Origin of the sequence: Foetidibacter luteolus, from assembly GCF_009650435.1 — a bacterium.
Lineage (GTDB): Bacteria > Bacteroidota > Bacteroidia > Chitinophagales > Chitinophagaceae > Foetidibacter > Foetidibacter luteolus.
In genome coordinates, this window is record NZ_VVIP01000033.1 from 34443 (window position 1) to 56049 (window position 21607).

Consider the following 21607-nt stretch of genomic DNA (forward strand, 5'->3'; position numbering starts at 1 on the left):
CCTTAATTAATGGCTTGGTTGATGAGTGTTAAAATAAAAGAGCGCAATTTTGTATTCTATTATCACAAAAAAATCCATGTCTAATATCCTCAAACTCTAAGAAAATGCCACGAAGATTATTAGCCGTCCTGCTGCTTGCCCTCTGTTACTGCTCTGCGTATTCTCAATCATACCGTAACGAGTGGATAGACTTCAACAAGACCTACTATAAGTTCAAGATAGGCCCATTTGGTTTTGATATAGTGAATGCACCTGTAAAAAAAGGGGTTGTTCGTATTTCCCAGGCTTCTCTTACCTCCGCTGGTATTGGCTATATACCATTTGAGCAGTTGCAGCTATGGCATAACGGCGAGGAAGTAATGCTCTATACATCCAAACCTGCAGGTGTGCCTGGTGCCGGCGATTACATAGAATTCTGGGGAGAAATAAATGACGGCAAAATAGACCGGGATTTATACAGGCAACCGGATTACCAGTTATCCGATTACTGGAGCATGCAAACCGATACCGCAGCCTATTTTTTTACTGTTAATACTTCCGGTAACAATAAGCGGTACACAAATGCTGCCAACAATGCGGCCACAGCCAGCATACAGCCCGAAGCAAACTTCATGTATAAAATTGGCCGCTATTACAGGTTTGATATTAATCCCGGGCTTGCCGCGGTAGCCAGCACAAACCTTTACTCTTCATCATACGACCGTGGTGAAATGTGGGTTAGCAGGCCCACCAGGCCTGTAGCTTGTGGATGCGGCCAGGGTCCTATACCACAAAGTTTTCTAGATTTACATGCGGATGCAAATGGCGCTGCAATGACATTGAAAATAAACGCCGTTGGTGCAGCCTTAAATCCGCGTAAAGTAAAAGTGAGCATTAATGGGGACGAGGTTAGCCAGTTTACCATGAATTACTTCAATACCTCATCTCCCGAAATAAAGAATATAGCTGTTTCAAAAATACAGAACGACCAGGCAACGGTGGTGATTGAAAATTTAAGCGGCGGAACCAGTGACCTTATGAATGTGGCTACTGTTGAACTAACCTATCCCCGTCTATTTGATTTCGGCGGCGCCAGCAGCTTTGAATTTTCATTACCGGCATCTGATACCGGCAGGTTAATTAGTGTAAGCAATTTTAGCAATACCTCGGGGCTACCGGTTTTATTGGATATGGCCAATGGAAAGAGATATGTAGCAGTGGCAGGGTCTGGAAGTACATGGCGGTTCTTACTGAATGCGTCTTCTGTTGATTATAAGCTTGTAATGGTAAGAAGTGATGGCTCCGCGGCACAGGCGGCAACAGGGTTTGAAACCCGCAAATTTGTAAATTATCAGAAAGCCAGCAGCCAGGGTGACTACCTTATTATCAGCAATCCGATTCTTTACGGAACCGGATCGGATAACTACGTTGAACAATACAGGGCATACCGCAGTTCTGACGCAGGCGGTGGCTTTAACGCCAAATTGATAGATGTAAACGAACTTACCGACCAGTTTGCATATGGTATTAAAAAGCACCCTCTTGCCATCAAGAATTTTCTCCGTTACGCCAGGAAAAATTTTTCTGAAGCTCCCAGGATGGTTTTCCTGCTTGGTAAAGGTGTTGATTATGCCAGCTACCGGAAGAATGAGAGTAATGCTGTGGCCGACAAGACGAACCTTGTACCCACCTGGGGGTATCCAGGGTCTGACAACCTGATGTGTTCTGAAGATATGAACCCGGTGGTTGCTACACCGGTAGGCAGGCTTTCGGCTGCTACGCCCGCAGAAGTAGGTAATTACCTGAAAAAGATTATGGAGTATGAAGCATCTCAAAGCAGTGGCCCCAACACTATTGATGAAAAAGCCTGGATGCGTAATGTATTACATTTAACGGGCGCAAGCGATGCTGTTTTAGGCTCCACGCTTGACGCGTATAATGATAACTACAAAAAAATTATCAGCGACACACTGTTTGGCGGTGTGGTAACCAGCTTTAGCAAAACCGCCGATCCTGCCAGCTATCCTAAAGCAATCATAAACTTTAAGTCTGTTTACGAACAAGGGGCCAGCCTTGTAGAATATTTTGGCCACTCGTCTCAAACCAGCCTCGACTTTAGCTTAAGTAACCCGAACGAATACAACAATAAAGGTAAATACCCTCTTTTTATAGTGAATGGGTGTTTAGCCGGAAACATTTTTGGCTTTGAGCAGGAAAGGCTTAATATTCGTTCAACAACTTCGGAAAAATTTGTTTTTGAGCCGGCCAGAGGTGCCATCGGCTATATTGCGACCACCAGTTTTGGTGCTGTGCCCTATCTTGACGCGTTCACTAAAAATTATTATACAGCCATAGCCAAAACCAAATATGGCAAACCGGTTAGTGAAATTTCGCAGGAGGCCATTTCTCAAACCTTAAGCCAACTGGGCATCTTTGATTTCTTCGCCCGTATTCACGCAGAACAATACGAATTTCATGGCGACCCGGCTTTAAAAATGAATAGTTTTGATTTGCCTGATTACGCGATAGATTCAAGCCGCATACAGATAGCTAAATCCATATCAGTAGCAGATGAAGTTTTGCCGGTAAAAGTTAGCGTGTATAACCTGGGGCGTATTTCTGCTGATTCTGTAACATTGAATTTCTACAGAAAGTTTCCTTCAGGCGACAGCGTTTTCATCTTCAGCAAAAAAATGAGACCGGTAGCATCTTCGGCTTCAATTGAGGTGAAATTGCCCATTATTGCTAACAGGGATAAAGGGATTGGCTTCATCACGGTATTTATTGATGAAGAAAATAAATTGGCTGAAGTAACAGAGAATAACAATGTGGCTACAGCTTCCTTCAAGATTATCGGTAGTGATGTAAAGCCTGTTTATCCTTATAATTATTCAATTGTAACGGGCAATTCCGTTCAACTGATAGGTTCAACCGCTGATGCGCTTGAGAAGGAGCAGGATTACATTATTGAAATGGATACAACAGCTCTCTTCAATTCCCCTTTCAAGCAAACGATTTATAAAACTACAGCCGGGGGATTGGTTGAAGCCGGCACTGTTGCACTTACACTCAACAATACTGTATATTACTGGCGCATTGCGGCCAACGACAGTGAGCCCAATTGGAATGTATCATCATTCACACATATCCAGGGTGGCAACAAAGGCTTTATGCAGGCGCATTTTTACCAGCATACCAAATCTATATTGGATGGGTTATTGCTGGATAGCGCTTCACGCAAGTATAGTTTTGCCCACACCTTATCGAATGTTTTTGTGCAGCAATCCATTTATCCATACAGCGGTACAGAGGAATTCCACTTCAGTACGCAGGTTAATGGTACCGTAATTGCAGCCAGCGCATGTATCGGCAATTCAATGATATTTCATGTGCTTGATTCTTTAAGCCTCAAGCCCATGCCAAATCCATCACAGGCATTTAATTCGGCATGGGTTTGTTCGCCACTGCGGTTAAACAATTTTGAATTCTATAGCACTTACCCGGAAGCAAGGAAAAATGCTATGGACTTCCTGGATGCCGTTCCAAACGGTTCTTACGTAATTGCAAAACGTATTTACGACGCTGGTAATGCCGATTGGGCTCCTACGGATTGGGCATCAGACACAGCCTTGTATGGAGCGGGTAATTCACTGTATCACAGGTTTAAGCAGCAAGGCGTTAACCTTGATCCTTATACTTATCCAAGAACATTTGTTGCGGTATATAAAAAGAATGACGGCAATCGTTTTGCTCCTGTTGTACAATTTTCAGAAGGTCTGTACGACCGTGTAAACCTATCTGTTAACATCCCTGCTTCAGACACGATCGGCTATATAACTTCCCCACTATTTGGCCCCGGTAAAGCGTTCAGCAAGTTTAAATGGGATGGCCCCGCGCTTGATGGTGTTGATTCCATTGCTTATGAAATAACAGGTGTTAAGGCTAATGGCGAAACCAACGTACTTTATACTGTTGATGGCGATACCAGGGAATTTGATATTTCATCCATAGATGCTTCTGCTTATCCATATCTTAAGCTCAGGATGAAAAATGCTGATGGCGTTAAAGCAACACCATACCAGTTGGAAAAATGGTCGGTTGAATACCAGCCATACCCGGAAGGCGCTATTGCACCTAACCTGGCATTCGATATTCCTTCATTGATACATTACAATCACGGTATTAACAAAATGAAGGATACTTTGAAGGGTGTGGTTGCTTTCAAAAATATCAGCGATGCAAACTTTACAAGCCAGCTTAAAGTAAAACTGGTACTGTACGACAGCCTGGGCAACGCGATTGAATATGTCGTAAAGCCAACCAGGGTGCTGGCTGCAGGCGACACTGCGCTTATCTCCTTTGCAATAGATATATCTGCGCTTGAAGGTGTATACAATCTTTACCTGCATGTAAACCCCGATAAAGCCGAAGCTGAGCAGTATTATTTCAATAATTACCTGTACCAGTATGTAAAAATTGAAAGAGACTATACACTTCCTGTTAAGCTTGCAAGTTTCAAAGCTGTTCCCGCAGGTAAAAATGTTCAGGTGAAGTGGGAAGTAACTGACGAGAAAAACCTTGACCATTACGAGGTTCTCTTTAGCAGCAACGGAAGATCATTCTCCGCTATCGGAACAGTAAACGCTGAACACAACAATGTGGCCGGAAAGTATGCATACAGCCTTCTGCATACCAGCCCTGTAAGCGGCAAAAATTACTACCGTCTTAAAATGGTTGATAAGGATGGCATGACCACTTACTCCAACATCGAAATAGTAAGCCTGGGCCAGGTAACTGCAACAATGGCTTATCCTAATCCATTCAGCCAATACCTGAATGTTTCAGTGGCCAGGCAGGATAACGGCAGGTCTGTTGTAAGGCTGTTCAACGTGCAGGGACAAATGCTGCGGCAGCAAACCTTTGTTAACAATGTCTCTTTAAACGTAGCCAATCTTGCTTCGGGAACTTATATTGTACAGGTGGATGACGGGAACGAGATAAAAACATTCAAAGTGCAAAAACACCATTATTAAGTTAAAATATGTTTTTAGGGTGAAACAAAAAGGCCGGCTGCAGTAATGCAGGCCGGTCTTTTGTTACGAATCTTTTTGTACTTAGCTGTCCCGAACGTCGGGACTACTATTAAGCGTCCCTTGTGTCACTTGTACGTCAGGAATACTACTCAACAGCCTACCCACAGGAAAAAAATCTAAGAACATATCATCTTTCTCTCCCCGTGCTGGATTAGATCTCCACATGCACCCTTAACCCTGCAACATTAACCGGGCCTCTGTCTTTATTATAGGCCGGGTGAAGAATGAATTGATAGTCAGGGCTGATGTACAGCCACTTAAAAAAGTTGAAAGAGTAATAACACTCCGCTATTTCTTCCGGCGCATAATTTAGTTTGCCGTCGCCAATAAGAAATCCGTAACCGCCTGCAGCAATGTAATCCCGGTGAGGTTTGGATAAACGGTTGGCCAAAATAGCCATGCCGAAATGGTCGTTGTTTCTTTTCCACAGGGAACCATCCAGGCTTACGCCGGTAGCAAAGCTTCTGTCAATTTCAGTGAAGGCCCAGGTTTCGTTTTTGCCGTCGTTCCAACTGGCTTTGATGAAATGATGGAATTTGCCAAAATGATTGTCTATGCTGCCATAAAAACCAAATTTATCGCGGCCATATACGCGGCTGTCGGTAATATCCGGGGCGTACGATGGCAAGCTGTTTTTTATGGATGTTTCGTAATTGCCCATTCTTGCTTTATTCCAAAAAACACCGGCGTGTAACGTGCCGAAATGTGTGTCATCTTTTTGCCAGAGATGTTCTTTCTCCAGTTCCAGCACCTGGCCCATGGCTTTATTGTACTTCCATTGCAGGCTGGCGCCGTTGGCTTCGGTGGGCATGCTGGTAATGGCATAACGCAACGCAAAATCATGATACAAAGCCTGGATTACAAGCCCCAGTGTATAGCCACGCACATTGGCCGGGTAATCCCATGCGCCGCTGCCCATTAAGCCCCAGTTGAGGTATTGGGTGCGGGGGTCGTGGCTGATGGCGCCATTATCAAAAAAGTCTGTAAGGCTGAATTTGCCGGCCAATACAGATATATACTCTTTGTTGGTTGTTTCCTGGATGGCATTTAAACCGCCCTCTACAGCTTCTTTTTTATCCGATAACGGAAAGCGTTGCTCGACATACAGCCGTGCTATATAAGGCTTAGGAGCCGGATCTCCTACACGGTATATTTCTCCGTTGGGAAAGCCAGCCACACCGAGCGTTTTGCTTAAACCTTTACCACCCGCAGCTTCGGGATCGAATACCAGGTAGGTGCTGCGAAACGGTTTATAAGCCAGGTATAGTGTTGTAGTAAAAGATGTTTTTAATGGTTCTGATGCCTGCAGGCTGTTTAACCCGCTGTAGGGAGATTTAAAGCCGAAATGATATTGCGGTATGGCAGTAGCCTGCCAGTGAATGGAAAATTTTTTATTAACCGCTGAATCCTGCTGGGCTGCGCATGTTGCTGCCAGGCTGATAGTAATAAAGAAACTAACTATGGCTTTCATTGCAGATGCATTTAATGAATATTGTTTAAACAAAACCGGTTGCACATTGCTGCATAGCGGACAAAGCGTACAAGTGAGTGACACAACCGGCGCTTAATAGTAGTCCCGAACGTTGGGACAACCCTAACTACCTAAAAGCAAATCCCTGATGGTAAAAATCGGCAGGACGAAGAATCGCCCCGCCTTTGGACATGACTCTGATGCATAGGACGCACCAGTATTTTTAATAAGGTCATTAAGTCAAAGAGACAATAAGTCAAAAACTCAAAGAGTCAAAAAAGTCAGGGAGTCAGGAAGTCAAGGAGCGATTGAGCCGCGAAATCAACCGGCAAGAATTGTTTCTCCTTATTGTCTTTATGTCTTATTGAATTCCTGACTTCATAACTTTCTTCAGTTTATCTTTTTCAACAACTTCATGTTTTCTCTTTTATGCACAAAGCGAAACACTAGTGAATAAATGATGGGCAGTATCAGCAGCGTGAGGATGGTGGAAGTAATCAAACCACCAATTACCACAACCGCCAACGGTTTTTGCGTTTCGCTGCCGATGCCATGACTGAGCGCCGCAGGCAGTAAGCCTATTGCAGCCATCAGGGCCGTCATTACCACGGGGCGTATGCGTGAACGTACACCTTCAAGTATGGCTTCGTGCAACGGGATTTTTGCCTCCAGGTTTTTGCGGAACACGCTGATAAGTATTACACCATTCTGAATGCAAACACCAAACAGCGCAATGAAACCGATGCCCGCGCTGATGCTGAAGTTGATGCCTGTTATATGCAATGCGAGGATGCCGCCGATTAAAGCGAAAGGCACGTTCATGATGGTTAGTACCGCATCTTTTACATTACCAAATGTTACAAACAGGATAAGGAAGATGCCGAGCAGGCAAAGCGGTACCACACGTGCAAGTGTTTTGGTGGCACGCTGCTGGTTTTCAAACTGGCCGTTCCATGTGGCGCTGTAACCTTTGGGCAGCTTTATTTTCTGCTGCATTTTTTGCTGCGCTTCGGCAATGGTGCTGCCCAGGTCTCTTTCACGCACTGAAAATTTTACGGCGATATAACGGCTGTTGTTATCGCGGTAAATGAAGGCGGGGCCGGTAAGTGTTTTAATACCCGCTATTTCGCTGATGGGAACTTTAGAACCATCCTGTGTCGGCACCATCAGGCGGTTGATCTTCTCCTCCGTGTCCCGGAAATCTTTCTGGTAACGTACGCGGATGTCAAATTTCCGTTCCCCTTCATACAATTGCGATGCTGCTTTACCGCCAATCGCCATTTCTATCACAGCCTGTGCATCGGCTGTATTAACGCCGTATAACGCCATCTTCTGCTGGTCTAATGCAATACGGAATTCCGGCTGGCCCAGGTTGCGCAGAATACCCAGATCCTCAATGCCGCGTACATCTTTAATGGCATCCTTTACTTTGTCTGCAAGGCTGTCCAGTGTGTTAAAATCAGGGCCGAAAATCTTAACGGCCATAGCCGCGTTAACACCGGCAACAGCTTCTTCCACGTTATCGCGTATGGGCTGTGAATAGTTGTATATCACACCCGGAATTTTTCGTAGCTGCATATCCATGCTGTCAATCAAGGCTTCCTCCGATAATCCGCTTCGCCATTCTTTGCGGGGCTTTAAGTCCACCTGTACCTGTACATTAAAGAAGCCCTTCGGGTCAGTTCCGTCGTTGGTGCGGCCCATTTGCGAGAGTGTTTGTTTCACTTCCGGGAACTCACGGATGATCTGTATCATCTTGTTGGAAATCTCTACTGCCTGCGGCAGGCTGGCACTCATGGGCAGTTCACTTTCCACCCAAAGGGCGCCTTCATCCAGGTCGGGCAAAAATTCAGTGCCTAAAAACCTGGCGGAAAAGAAAGTAACTGCCATGATGCATAGCGCCACCACAAGGCTTGTAACGGGGTATCTGTATGTTTTATTAAATAGCCTGGTAATGCCTCTTTCAAAAAACAGTACAACCGGGTTATGCTTTTCCCTTACATTTTTCTTAAGCAGTATGCTGGATAAAGCAGGCACCAGCGTAAGCGTAAAAATGAGTGCGCCCAATAAAGCGAAACCCAATGTATACGCCAGCGGAGAAAACATTTTGCCTTCTACTTTCTGGAAAGAAAAAATGGGTATCAGGCAGGTAAGTATAATGAGCTTGGAGAAAAATATTGCCTTACCCATTTCGGTGCCCACCTGTTTAAACAACCCCAACTTTGCCAGCTTGTTAAACTTCTCCATGCCTACTTCTTTGGCGCGGTGGTCAAGCGCTACAAACAAGCCTTCCACCATTACAACGGCGCCGTCTATGATAATACCAAAGTCAACAGCACCCATGGAGAGCAGGTTGGCCGTCATGCCCTTTAAGCGCATGCACATAAAAGCAAACAGCAGCGACAGCGGAATAATGATACTAACGGTAAGTGTAGTGCGCCAGTCGGCCATGAAAAGGAACACGATAACCGTAACCAGTACAATGCCTTCCAGCAGGTTATGAATAACTGTTTCCGTACAAAAATCCATCAGGTTGGTACGGTCATAAAACGTGTCAATCTTTACACCCTGCGGCAGTACATTTTCATTCAGGTCTTTTACTTTCGCTTCAATCGCTGCCAGTACCGGCGCAGGGTTTTCTCCCTTGCGCATTACAATAATGCCTTCAATCACATCTTCCTGGTTATCCCTTGAAACCTGCCCCAGCCGTGGCTTGCCGGTTTCTCTTACCGTGGCAACATTGCGTATAAGAATAGGTACGCCATTTATTTTGGTAACGATTATGCTGTTAATCTCATCAATATTATTCAGCAGGCCAATACCACGTACAACATAGGCCTGGCCATTCTTTTCTATTACATCGCCGCCAACATTAACATTGCTTTTTGCTACCGCATTGTAAACATCAAGGGAGGTAAGCCCGTACTTGATCAGGTATTCGGGGTTAACGCTTACTTCATAACTTTTTTCTTCGCCGCCAAAGCTGTTTACATCCGCCACGCCGGGTATGGATTTAAACTGCCTGTCAAGCACCCATTGCTGAATGGTGTTAAGGTCGCGTATGCTTTTTGTTTTGCTCTTCAGCGTGTAGCGGTATATTTCCCCTGTAGGGCCATACGGCGGCTGCACATCTGGCTTTACGCCATCCGGCAGGTCTGCATTGCCTAGCCTGCTTAACACTTGCTGCCGGGCAAACGCATCGTCAACATCATCGTCGAAAATGATGCGTATGTAGCTCAGGCCAAATGCGGAGGTTGTGCGCAGGTTTACTTTCTTCTGTACGCTGTTCAGGGATGTTTCCAGCGGAATGGTAATGAATTTCTCCACCTCTTCAGCGCTTCTGCCCGGCCACTGCGAGATGATGATGATTTGCGTATTGGTTACATCCGGAAAAGTTTCTATCGGTGTGTTCTCGTAACTCACAAAACCAATAACCGCCAGCACCGCGGTTAAAAAAAATACCAGGTACCTGTGCCGCAGTGAAAAATGAATGATTTGCTTGATAAGCTTTACCATAAAGCTTTATGTTGAGCTTCCTGCACCTGCCAACTCAGCAAAGGCATGAAGCGGTGAATAATGGTATTCAATGAATACATGTTGAATAATTTTTATGGGCCCGGCTGACTTACTACTATGATGCTTTTCTTGCGTCGCACTCTTGTACTGCGGCAATTCTCTTCACCAATTGCCGCAGTAGCCTGCCCTGAGCTAACGAAGGGTTCTGTTCTTTACTCCCCATTGTGCAGCAACCTGTAAACAAGCTGTCTGCTTAAGCTTGTCGAAGGCCATGTCAGCCTGAGCTTGTCGAAGGCTAATTATCAGTGAACTCATCATAAATCAGCAAAGCGTTCCTGGTAATGATTTTTTCGCCGGCCTGAACACCATCAGACAGGTAAGTTTTATCACCCACGACTTTTAATACGCTCACTTCTTTTACACTCAGGTCGCAATTGTTTTTGTAGATCACCAGGTAAGTCTTGCCGCTTTCTTCCACAATGCCGCCTGATGGCACGCATAATGCCGAACCTTCCTGCTCATTGGTTACGGTAACGGTGGTAAACATTTCCGGTTTTAATACAAGTGCATCGTTGCTTAGCCTTACACGCACTTTCATTACTTTGTTAACGGGGTCAAGTACTTCGCTGCTTTTATCCACCGTGCCGGTAAACACTTTGTCGGGGTAAGCCAGTGTAGTTACCTTAACAGGCATGCCGTCCTTTACCCTTGGTATATCAGTTTCAAAAACATTGGCCATCACCCATACTTCTTTCAAATCGGAAATGGTGAACAGGTTATCGCTTTCATCCTGGCGGATGAAGTTGCCGGCATTTACTTTCTTCTCAACAATGTAGCCGGTAATGGGAGAGGTGATGATGTAATTGCCGCCGGGCTGTGCCCCCCTGCCGCCGTTGATGTTGATGAGGGATTCTATCTTTCTTTTTGCTGCCAGTGCCTTCCCGTAATTCTGTTTGGCCTCCGTGTATTCCCTTTCGCTGGCGATGCCGCCTTTGTATAAGGATTCCTGGTTGTCCATCTGCCTTTTGGCGATGGCCACATCTGCATCCGCGCTGCTCATATCCGCATAATTGCCGGCAACATCCGCGCTTTTAATGATGGCCAATACCTGGCCGGCCTGTACTTTATCGCCAAGTGTTACTTTACATTCAACCACCTGGCCGCTGCTGCGGGGGAATATTTTTACCACTTTGTTTTCATCAAAACTTACTTCACCGCTTAATTGTATTTCATCATCAATGCGGCACATCCTTACCGAATCAATGGCAATCATGTGCTGCATGGTATCGCTTAAACAGAATTGTTTTTTTTCTTCCGGCGCAGGCTCGGGCTCTTTGCAGGATGCAAAGCAGAGCAGCAAAAGAACCAAACCTGGAAATATATTTATCGCTTTCATAATTGTTCTTTTAAATAAGGGTTTGTTATGGTATAATATCTGTTCCTGCCTGGTAGTTTAATTCTTCTTTGGCCAGCCGCAGGTTTAGCTGCTGCTGCTGAAGCCTTAACTGTGCTTCTTTGTACGCATCAAAAAAGTCAAGAAATTCCAGCAGGCTTATTTGTTTCTGCCGGTAGCTCTGCAGCATATTGTTGAATATGTTGCCGTAGCTGCCGTAGAATTCTTTTTGTGTGGCATTGTTTTGCTGAATGCTTAGTTGCAGCTTTTGCCAGGCGTTGCTTATGTTATTGCTTAAAATGTTTTCCGCTTCAGATGTAACAGCTTCCTGCTGCTTGATGCTGTATTCTGCTGCTTTTATATTTCCCTGGTTTTTGTTGAATAAAGGAAGCGGAAGTGATATGGTGAGGCCTACATAATGCGGCGCATAATTGGAGTTATGGTCATACTCCGGGCCAACAGTAAGGTCCGGGGAACGCAGTGCTTTTTGGTACACCAGGTTCTGTTGCTGGTAAAGCAATTGGGTTTGCTGCAACAGGTAACCGGGATTGTTTTGTTTGGCGGAGGCAACCGTTTCTTCTATGCTGCCCGCCAGTTGCGGTTCCGGTTGTGTGGTATCCGCCGGTACAATAAAGCCGGCAGTATTAAAACGCAGCAGCGTTTTTAAATCAGCTTCCGCATCCAGTATGGATCTGTTGAGGTCTGTAATATCCTGCTGCAATGCTATCACCACTGCCTGTATGCGCAGGTAGTCTTTCTGTGCAATGTTGCCATTTTGCAGTTGTGCTTTCATGGCAGTCTGCAAACGGGTTAGCTGCTCAAGCTGGCTGTTGTACAAGGCTTTATCTGCCAGTTGCTGTACCAGCGTATAATAGTCCTGGCGAAGCTGGTACCTGAGATTATGAAGAACTTGCTGCAGTTGCAGTTCACTGAGTTTTGCATTGGTTGTGGCCAGGTCAACTAATTTACTGCGTTTGCCTGCTGTTTTTATCAGTTGCTGTACCTGTACAAAAAACTGGCCTGCAGGTTGGCCTGCTGCATTTTTACCGTGCTCAAAAAATTTACCGTCAGCATAGATGTTCTGATCGGTAGTAAGTATGGGGTTATCCCACAATTTGGCCTGTTGTATATAGGCTTTGTTAGCGTCAACATTATAGTGGGCTGCCAATACACTAAGATTGCTGTCTAAAAATATTTTCTCAACCTCGCTAAGTTTAAGTATGGATGTGTCTGTTTGCGCTGAAGCGCTGCAGTATGCCGCCGCCAGCATCAGCACCATCAGTACCCTGCGTATGGCAGGCTGATGCAAGAACTGTTTCATGTCCTGAAAAATTTAGAGATAACGTGATGAAGTCTGTCCAAATGCGGAATGCGGGGCCCTGGAAACAATGTCAGGTCGAGCTTGTCCTGCTGAGTTTATCGAAGCATTGTCGAAACCGGTTTATTAAACCCTGTTTTTATGAATCCGCCTTCGACAAGCTCAGGCTGACAGCCATAACCGAATTACATTTTAATGCCGGATACTGTATTTGTTGCTCAGTAAAGCGTTACAGTACAAGTGTTCCAATTTGCTGCTTTGTCACGCAAATTGCTCAACGAAGCTTAATAGTAGTAATTCAGCTAAGTGCCAAATGCTGCTTACACGCATTCCTTACGATAGAGAAGAAGCGTTAAGCCTTGGGAGGGGGAGGAGTTATATCACGCACAAAATTGTGATAAGGTGTTTGTGCATTGGCGGAAACAGCAACGGCAACCGATAGGGATTGAATGGGTTGTAAGTGGTTTTCCCTGTTAATTAGTTTTATGTTGTGTTGCTTGATGCTTAAGTGATGTTTGTGGCTTTGGTTATGGGGGCCATTGCGTTTTTCCGGGAAGCTGTTGGCTTTTTGTAAAACGGATTCGGCAATGTATTCTGTGATGGAATTGATGATGTTGGTCTCTTCGCCCGGCGTTGCAGCGGTCATCGGCTTAAAGTCCTGCGCATACAGGCCGATGTTGATGATTTGCATGGCTACTATGATAACCAGGAACCTGCCGCAATATGTTGCCAGTTTATTCATGTCCAGTTTTGCGAGTGCAAAGTACAGATGAAATTTGATTGCGAATGTTTAAGATGTTGTTAAACGATAGGGAATCTTTAACGTTAATAACCAACTGATATTTAAAAGCGTGTTTTCCCAGGTTAAGTTAACCTAAATACTCCTTTTAGAAACCGCTAAAGCACTGTTGTCTCCGCCTTTTCCAAAAGCCAATTTTGTTACTGTAAATCTAAATATTCCCACACAGGGCCCTTTGACAGGGGAATGCACTGATTTACATCATGCAAGTGCATTTGATTTATTTATTACTAAACAACTATAAAAAATGGAACGTAAAAAACTTTCGTTTGGATGGATTCCAGACCTGCCTGATTTCAGGGATTTTACACCCGAAACCCCTGAAGTGAAACTAATAACCAGTTCACTAAAAAAGAGTGCCAAAGCAAAAGCTTTTAAATTAGCCACCTCGGTAGATTTAAGAGAGTATTGTTCGCCTGTTGAAGACCAGGGGCAAATTGGGTCGTGTACCGCCCAGGCCGCGGTAGGCATGATTGAATACTTTCAAAAGCGGGCTTTCAATACATACCTGGATGGGTCTGCTTTGTTTGTTTACAAGGTAACACGAAACCTACTCAGGTGGGCAGGCGACACTGGGGCGTACCTGCGTACAGCTATGAAAACACTTGCCGGCTTTGGTATTTGCCCTGAAGAATATTGGCCTTATTCAGATTATAGAACCGGAGAAAACGGCATCCCCTCTGATCCGTTTGAAATTGAGCCTTCCAGTTTTTGTTATGCTTTTGCAGCCAACTATAAATCCATAAAATACTTTAGGTTAGATACCCCTGAACTTGATAAACCCGCGATACTCGAGAATATTAAAAAGTATGCTGCTTCCGGTTTACCATCCATGTTCGGCTTTTCTGTTTACAGCTCCATTTATAGCGCTGGCGCAACCGGAAAAATTCCATATCCCAATATAGGAGAGTCAAGGGTTGGAGGACACGCCGTAATGGTGGTAGGGTATGATGATGCAATAGAAATTCAGAACGGAAACAATAAAACCACCGGAGCATTTTTGATCAGAAATTCATGGGGAATATCCTGGGGGGAAAGTGGGTATGGATATTTGCCCTATGAGTATGTTTTAAGAGGCCTGGCAGAAGATTTCTGGTCTATTATATCTGCGGATTTTCTGGATACAGGCAATTTCAGGCTCGATCAATTATAGTTTAATGCCGTTTCTTAATGCTGTCAGCTTAACCCCGTAAAGACAGGTAAGAAAATTTCTTACAGTGCATTAAATAACATTCCCGGCAAATGAATAATGTTTGCCGGGGTATTTGCATATGTAATGGCAATTGTTGACTTTTGAGCTTAATTAATTGCGCATGAACAATCGCACAATAAAGCAAGGTGAACAGTTTACTATCAATTTACAAGGCAATGCTTCTTCTGGATTTGCCTGGGTGGCAACTACTCAACCGCCTGGCATTGTTGCTGTTTCTAACAGTATTGAAGCAAAAGCGAGTGAGACTAATATTGCAGGTTCGCCCGCTATATTTACATTTTCGGTTGAAGGTGAAAAATGCGGAACCGCGACTATTACATTTGAGTATAAACGCCCATGGGAATCAAAAGCAAAGCCTTTGAAACAGGAAAGCATCAAGGTTAAAGTGATTGAATAGAGTTTATTTGCAATACCGTAGAACAGTTTAGGTTAACTTTTATCTGTAAGGCTGGCTATCTCTTCACCTCCACCCCATTTACATACACCGCTGCAATTTGCTTAGTATTCTTAATATCGTCTAGCGGGTTTGCGTCCAATACCAAAAAATCAGCCCAATTGCCGGGTGCCAGCATGCCCAAACCTTTTAACCCCAGGTTCTCCGCGGCATTTTTTGTAGCCGATACAATGATTTGGATGGGCGTAAGCCCTGCTTCTGCCATCATCTGCATTTCAACATGTTCAAAGTAACCCATAAAGCGGGTAGGTACGCCACTGTCTGTACCAAACACAATGGGTATGTCATTGTCCTGCAGTTTTTTTAAGTTGGCCAAGGCAACAGGCAATTGTTGTTTGTAGGTAATGGCTGCCTTACTGTTGCGTATTTGCTGCTGGCGTGCGGGGTTGAGTAAAGGTTGTATTATAGCCGCGGCATATTCTTTTTGGAAAAAAGGGTCTGCAAAAAATGCCGCAGTATCGCCATACACAAAGGTGGACAGCTCCCGTGTAAGGGTAGGGCAGTAGCTGGCTTTTTTTACTTTCAGCAGTGCGATAAACGCATCGTCAACCGGCTTGTCGCGAACACTGTGCGCCAGCATATCCGTACCCGCATTCAACAGGTCACGGGCATCTTCCAGGTAGTAAAGGTGAGAGGCGATTTTATAGCCCAATGCATGTGCCCTTCTTATAACAGGCCAGTAAATAGCCGCCGGCATTTTAGGCGATGTGCCAAGCTGGTCATCCACCCGTATTTTCATAATGTCAACACCCATGCTGTTATTAGCGTCAACAACGGTTAGCGCTTCCTGTACGTTATTGCCGTTGATAATTTCACCGGCAATAAATAACCTTGCCCTGCCGGTAGCGGCAGAATCATGTATGGCACGCAAAGGCTCGGCCTCTTTTTTATCGCCACCCAGGCTAACCACACTTGTTATGCCGTAGCGGGCATAAATAGCCAGGTTATCAACAATGTTGGCGTAGTTATAATGCCCGCCGTCAATACCTTTCGATTCCCCCACATGGCCATGACCGTTAATGATGCCGGGCATAATGGTTTTGCCCTGTACATTTTTTACAACAGCCCCCTGCGGAATCTTAACTTCTCCTGCTTTACCGATGGCGATGATACGCCCATGCTGTACCAGCAGCGTGCCGTTGGTTACAGGCTGGTTGCCTGTACCGTCAATAATGGTAGCGCCGGTAAAAGCTGTGTAAGCCTGCTGGCCATTACTGTTTAATGTGATATGCAATAAGATAACTGAAAGCAGTAAGAAAGATATTTTTATCATAATTGTGTTGTGCTGGTGTTGCTATACAAAACTATGGATAGTAGGGTAAGAAATGCCTGGCATTGTAAAGACAGAGAGATTTATGGGCCGGGCGCCACAATAAGGGCGCCCCCGAAGGGCCGGGCTATCCGCAGTACTCCGCAGCCCGCCTTGCAGGACGGGCTTTGCGGGGTACTTGCTCCTATCCCTGGCGCAAAGTGCGGCAGCGTACTAATTATCATAAAGCATACATCAGAAGAATTATTGTTTTGATTGAACAAAAACGGGCCGGTTTTAACCGGCCCTGTTGTTTTAAATGGGATTAGTATTAAGGCAAACGAAAAATTATCTGCGGGCAATGTTTTAAGTTGTAGATATTCCACTCACAAAGTATTCGCCGCACCACAGGGTGTATAATGCACTTACTTTGCCTGTTTCTGTATTGTTTATTGTAACAATGTCATAAAAACTTTTATTTATAGCATTGTTCATTGTAACAATGTCATAAAAACTTGTATTTGTAGCATTGTTCATTTGTACAATGGCACAAAAACTTTTATTTATAGCATTGTTCGTTGTAACAATGCCGTAAAAACTTGTATTTGTAGCATTGTTCATTTGTACAATGGCATAAAAACTTGTATTTATAGCATTGTTTGTTGCAACAATGCCGTAAAAACTTGTATTTATGCCATTGTTTATTTGTGCAATGCTGCAAAACAAAGTTTTTGCAAGGCCGCGGTAAAAATTACAGTACCTGCCCTGGTTATACCAACCTGTTTAATAAAAAGCCCTGGATGAAAATTACCGGCGGACAGCCGGAGTGTAACGCGGCAACCCGTAAACATATTTACTGCTGTAGTCACTAAATTGTTGTAAAACCAGGTTGGGCTAATTGCTAAGCTTTTTTTAAGAAGGGTGTATTTTTTGAGGAATATTGGCAGTCAATAATTTATTGTACAAGTACCCCAAAAAATACTGAGACTTTATTTATTTAAGCTTAAAAAAAATCAACCGCATCCGGTAGAAAAATAATTAGTGGTAGCTTAGCTTCAAATCTATACCTTAACCCTCAACCAATCGTACCTGTTTTATCCATCCATCCTCTGCCGGGCAATCAACTTTTTATTTGTAATCAATGTTTAAATCCATTCAAATGAAAAAAAAGAATGTTTTCGGTAATTTATTTTCCAGTACAAGAATCACAGAAACCCGCTTGTACAATTTTGGTAACGATGTGGTTATCCGGCTGCAAAATTCAGACAACAGCAGCGCTTATGCTGCGCACACGGCGCAACTTGAGGCAGCGTTGCTTAACCTTGGGGCGGAGTTAAGGAGCACAGACAATGCGGTAAACAGCCGTAAAGGCAAAACCCAGCAGCGCAGGGAAATAATACAGCGCTTTAAAGTTTTAATGAGTGAAAAAGAAGGTTTGCTGGCGCATTTGCTGGGCGGTTTTGCATCACCTGGCTACCTGTCTTTCTATCCCAATGGCGTATCTGAGTACAGCAAGGCCACCATTACAAAAATGGCCGGCCTGGTAAAACGCGTAAATGAAGAATCGTCCATTTACATTGCACAACTGGGGCAGGAGCTGGCCACACAATTACAGGTATTTGACCAGCAATGGCGGGATGCTACGGGCGATGTTTCCAAAGTAAAAGCCTCTGTAAGCGAATCGGGCATTAACCGCAGGGGCGCCCGTGAAAACGTGGAAAAAATATTAAACAGCATTGTGCATGAGGTAGCCCAGCAATTCGGCGGGGATGAAGAACAGTGTATGGCATTCTTCGATTTTACCTTACTGTACCCGCCTGTAAGAAAAAGGGGCAAAGGTTCCTCTGGTGATAGTGAAACAGGGGGTAAGGAAAGCATTTGATAACAGTTGTTAAGATGTGTCAGCCTGAGCTTGTCGGATGCGGGGTAGTAAGGTTATATTACCTGGTCCGGTTTCGACAAGCTCAGCCTGGCATTCGACAAGCTCAGCCTGGCATAGGAATACACTCAGCCTGGCATTCGACAAGCTAAACCTGACACAGGAATACACTCAGCCTGGCACTGGTTCTTTAAGAAAATGGCCTTTCTTAAAAAGCATGCCGGAATTAAAAATGAAAAATTAAAACAGCAATTTTGGAAAGTTTAAAAATTTCAATTTACTTTATCAGCGATTAGTACCATTAGAAAACAGCAACCACTAAATCAATTTGTCTGAAAAATTCTAACTGTAATCCTTTTCCTGCGGCAGTAATAACTGTAATTGTTATTCTGCTTTCCATTGCAGTACCTGCTTACAGCCAGGGCACAGATTCTTCCCAACATATTCCACCGGAAAATATTTCAGCAAAGTCATTAAATGCCATCGAAGGCAAATATGCCGGCCTTACTTCCTCTGTAGATAAACAGTCTTCCAAATTATTACGCCGCCTGCAAAGGCAGGAAGAGAAGTTGCGTAAAAAGCTCGCAGCCAAAGACAGCGCTAAAGCCGTGGAACTGTTCAGCGGCACACAGGAGCAATACCAGCAACTGCAAAACAGGTTACAGGCGCCACTGGATAAATCCATTTCCTATCCTCTCAAAGAGTACTTGCCTGGAATGGATTCGCTTGGCACTGCGATGAACTACCTGGAAAAGATACCCGGCCTGCCTGCAGACAAGCTGAAAAAGGTAGCCGCTGTAAGCAACCAGCTAAAAGAGTTACAGGGCAAGCTGCAGAAAGCCAGCGAGATAAAAGACTTTATCCGTCAAAGGCAGCAACAACTACAAGAGCAACTTTCGCAATATACAAACCTGGCAAAAAACCTCAAAGGCATCAATAAGGAAGTATTCTACTACAGCGAAAGGCTGAAAGAATACAAAGCCCTCATCAAAGACCGCAAAAAACTGGAAGAGAAAGCCATCGCCGCCATAAGGGAGATACCCGCCTTCAAATCATTTTTCCAGAAAAACAGTTACCTGTCGCAGTTGTTCCGTTTGCCGGGTTCAACCCTCCCCACAGCGGGGGGAGTTGGAGGGGGTCTCCAAACCCGTGCCCAGGTGCAGCAACAGCTACAACAGGTATTGGGAACTTCTCTCTCCTCCGTTGGAGGGGTTGGGGGAGGTACTGAGCAACTACTGCAACAACAGGTACAGGCCGCACAAGGCCAGCTTAACAAGTTAAAAGACAAACTTAACAAACTGGGGGGCGGCAGCAGCGATGATGCCATGCCGGATTTTAAGCCCAACGGTCAAAAGACTAAAAGCTTCCTCAAGCGCATAGAACACCAACTGAGCATACAAACCAGCGGTACTACCAATTACCTGCCTGCCACTATGGACATAGCGTTAATGGTGGGCTACAAACTAAGTGATAAGATATCCTTTGGCGTAGGCGGTGGTTACAAGCTGGGCCTGGGCCGTGGCTGGAACCATATCAGCCTTAGCCACCAGGGGATAAGCCTGCGTTCGTACCTGGATGCCAAACTCCCCTCCTTTGGAGGGGCCGGGGGAGGTCTGTGGTTAAGCGGCGGCTTTGAATACCAGTACCTGAAAGAGTTTGAAAACTTCCGGCAGATAAAAAACCTGGACCTCTGGCAACGGAGCGCTTTATTCGGCATCACGAAAAAGTATAAGATAGGCAAAAAGAAAGAGGGGCGTATACAGTTGCTTTTTGACGTATTAGCTGGTCAACAGGTGCCGAGGGGGCAGGCGCTGAAGTTTAGGGTGGGTTGGGGGTTGTAAAAATGTAACAATAAGCAAAAATCAACTAAGCATATCAAAACAAATAAAATGAAAAAAGCGTCATTTCTGTCCCTATTGTTTATTACGGGTGCGTTTTTTAACGTTAATGCCCAGAACAATCTTAACCCTACTGGTAATGTGGGTATTGGTACTGGAACATCTGTAGTACCTACAGAGCCATTAAGTGTCGCTTCCTCCAATGCATACACCCTTAGTCTATTGCGAACTGCAACCGGTGGCAATATTTCTACCGTAGGTACAACAGCCGGCGGCATCTATTTTGGTTCTTATGCAACAGGAAGCGGTCCCAGGTATGAAGGAGCGCTTATCCGTTTGCGTACAACCGAACCATGGGATGTATTAACGGCCAGAGGCGCTGCATTGGGTTTTGAAACGGTAGCCAATGGTACAACTACACTGGCTGAAAGAATGCGCATTGATAATAACGGGAATGTTGGTATTGGTACAACCACCCCAGCTATAAGACTTCATGTGGCGGCATACAACGCGACCATACAGCAAAGATTTGAGCGTACCGGAAGTTCAACTGGAATAGCAGATATTGGTACCAACAGCGGCGATTTCTTCATCTATCCCGGCGGGTATTCCAATGCGAAACCTACAGTTTTTACAACCGAAGGAAAAATAGGGGTTGGCACTACTGATCCGGTGAGTAAACTACAAGTGAATGGTTCTGGTACATTGGGAGGTTTATATGATGCTTCCAAAGCAGCGTTCAGGATTAGCATGGGTGGAAATATGATTATGGATGGAAATGAAATTTTTTCTGACGGTTCCCTTAGCCTGGGAATAGCGCCGGCAGGTAATTTCCTGATTGGTACAGTTGATGCAACTACTCCTTTTGCAGCTGCTTTTAGAGTGACAGGTGCTGGAAATGTTGGGATAGGGACAACTTCGCCCACTCAAAAACTTCACGTAAGTGGTAATATGCTTGCTACTGGGCAGGTCTTAATCGGAACAATCAGTAATCCCGGAGATCTGTCTGATTACAAACTCGCTGTTAATGGCACTGCTTTATTTACCAAAGCTGTTGTAAGGGCTTATGCTAACTGGTGGCCTGATTATGTTTTTGAAAAAGGATATAATCTGATGCCGCTTAACAAGGTAGAAGCCTTTATTCTTCAAAACAAACATTTGCCGGGTGTGCCTTCTGCACAGGACGTAAATAACAGTGGTGTTGACCTGGGAGATACGCAGGCAGTCCTGCTTAAAAAGATAGAGGAACTGACCTTATATATCATTGACCAGGATAAAGTAATCAGCCAGCTAAAGACGGACCTGAAAAACAAGGAAGGACAGGATGCTGCTATTTTATCCATCAGGAAGTTACTGGAACAGCAACAACAGCAACTGGATGAACTTAAAGGAAACAAAAGATAAG

Annotated in this window: 13 protein-coding genes; 6 read left to right on the forward strand and 7 right to left on the reverse strand. The window is 44.7% G+C overall.

Annotation, left to right across the window (positions count from 1 at the left end):
* The first annotated feature begins 104 nt into the window (after nt 1-104).
* Nucleotides 105-5012 carry a putative type IX secretion system sortase PorU2 gene (gene porU2, locus F0364_RS08925; RefSeq protein WP_153797428.1) on the forward strand — a complete coding sequence of 1636 codons (4908 nt, stop codon included), beginning with the start codon at nt 105-107 and terminating at the stop codon, nt 5010-5012.
* Nucleotides 5013-5223: 211 nt separating this feature from the next.
* Here the strand turns inward: porU2 and F0364_RS08930 are convergent, their stop codons facing one another.
* The 5 genes from F0364_RS08930 to F0364_RS08950 all read right to left on the reverse strand — a co-directional run bounded on the left by F0364_RS08930 (nt 5224) and on the right by F0364_RS08950 (nt 13512).
* Nucleotides 5224-6543, reverse strand: coding sequence for a carbohydrate porin (locus tag F0364_RS08930; RefSeq protein ID WP_153797429.1), 1320 nt, complete (start codon nt 6541-6543; stop codon nt 5224-5226).
* A gap of 390 nt (nt 6544-6933) precedes the next feature.
* Entirely contained in the window at nt 6934-10059 is a 3126-nt protein-coding gene (locus tag F0364_RS08935; RefSeq protein WP_153797430.1) for an efflux RND transporter permease subunit, read from the reverse strand.
* A 295-nt stretch (nt 10060-10354) separates the two neighbouring features.
* Entirely contained in the window at nt 10355-11455 is a 1101-nt protein-coding gene (locus F0364_RS08940) for an efflux RND transporter periplasmic adaptor subunit (protein WP_153797431.1), read from the reverse strand.
* Nucleotides 11456-11480: 25 nt separating this feature from the next.
* Nucleotides 11481-12773 carry a TolC family protein gene (locus F0364_RS08945; protein ID WP_153797432.1) on the reverse strand — a complete coding sequence of 431 codons (1293 nt, stop codon included), beginning with the start codon at nt 12771-12773 and terminating at the stop codon, nt 11481-11483.
* A 349-nt stretch (nt 12774-13122) separates the two neighbouring features.
* Nucleotides 13123-13512, reverse strand: a complete 390-nt coding sequence (locus F0364_RS08950; protein ID WP_153797433.1) for a hypothetical protein — start codon at nt 13510-13512, stop codon at nt 13123-13125.
* A gap of 304 nt (nt 13513-13816) precedes the next feature.
* Here F0364_RS08950 and F0364_RS08955 point away from each other — a divergent pair, with 304 nt between their 5' ends.
* Together F0364_RS08955 and F0364_RS08960 are read left to right on the forward strand one after the other, a co-directional pair.
* The gene (locus F0364_RS08955) at nt 13817-14722 is read left to right on the forward strand and encodes a C1 family peptidase (protein WP_153797434.1); all 906 of its coding nucleotides are present in this window, start codon (nt 13817-13819) and stop codon (nt 14720-14722) included.
* 160 nt (nt 14723-14882) lie between these two features.
* Nucleotides 14883-15179, forward strand: a complete 297-nt coding sequence (locus F0364_RS08960) for a protease inhibitor I42 family protein (RefSeq protein ID WP_153797435.1) — start codon at nt 14883-14885, stop codon at nt 15177-15179.
* Between the two features lie 55 nt (nt 15180-15234).
* On the opposite strand, the gene F0364_RS08965 is transcribed toward F0364_RS08960, so the two are convergent.
* Nucleotides 15235-16509, reverse strand: coding sequence for an amidohydrolase family protein (locus tag F0364_RS08965; protein WP_153797436.1), 1275 nt, complete (start codon nt 16507-16509; stop codon nt 15235-15237).
* Nucleotides 16510-16851: 342 nt separating this feature from the next.
* Nucleotides 16852-17211, reverse strand: coding sequence for a hypothetical protein (locus F0364_RS08970; RefSeq protein ID WP_153797437.1), 360 nt, complete (start codon nt 17209-17211; stop codon nt 16852-16854).
* A gap of 433 nt (nt 17212-17644) precedes the next feature.
* On the opposite strand from F0364_RS08970, the gene F0364_RS08975 reads away from it, so the two are divergent.
* The 3 genes from F0364_RS08975 to F0364_RS08985 all read left to right on the forward strand — a co-directional run bounded on the left by F0364_RS08975 (nt 17645) and on the right by F0364_RS08985 (nt 21606).
* Nucleotides 17645-18367 carry a hypothetical protein gene (locus F0364_RS08975; protein WP_153797438.1) on the forward strand — a complete coding sequence of 241 codons (723 nt, stop codon included), beginning with the start codon at nt 17645-17647 and terminating at the stop codon, nt 18365-18367.
* Between the two features lie 566 nt (nt 18368-18933).
* Nucleotides 18934-20205 carry a hypothetical protein gene (locus F0364_RS08980; protein WP_153797439.1) on the forward strand — a complete coding sequence of 424 codons (1272 nt, stop codon included), beginning with the start codon at nt 18934-18936 and terminating at the stop codon, nt 20203-20205.
* A 48-nt stretch (nt 20206-20253) separates the two neighbouring features.
* Nucleotides 20254-21606, forward strand: a complete 1353-nt coding sequence (locus tag F0364_RS08985; RefSeq protein ID WP_153797440.1) for a hypothetical protein — start codon at nt 20254-20256, stop codon at nt 21604-21606.
* Nucleotide 21607: the final 1 nt, after the last annotated feature.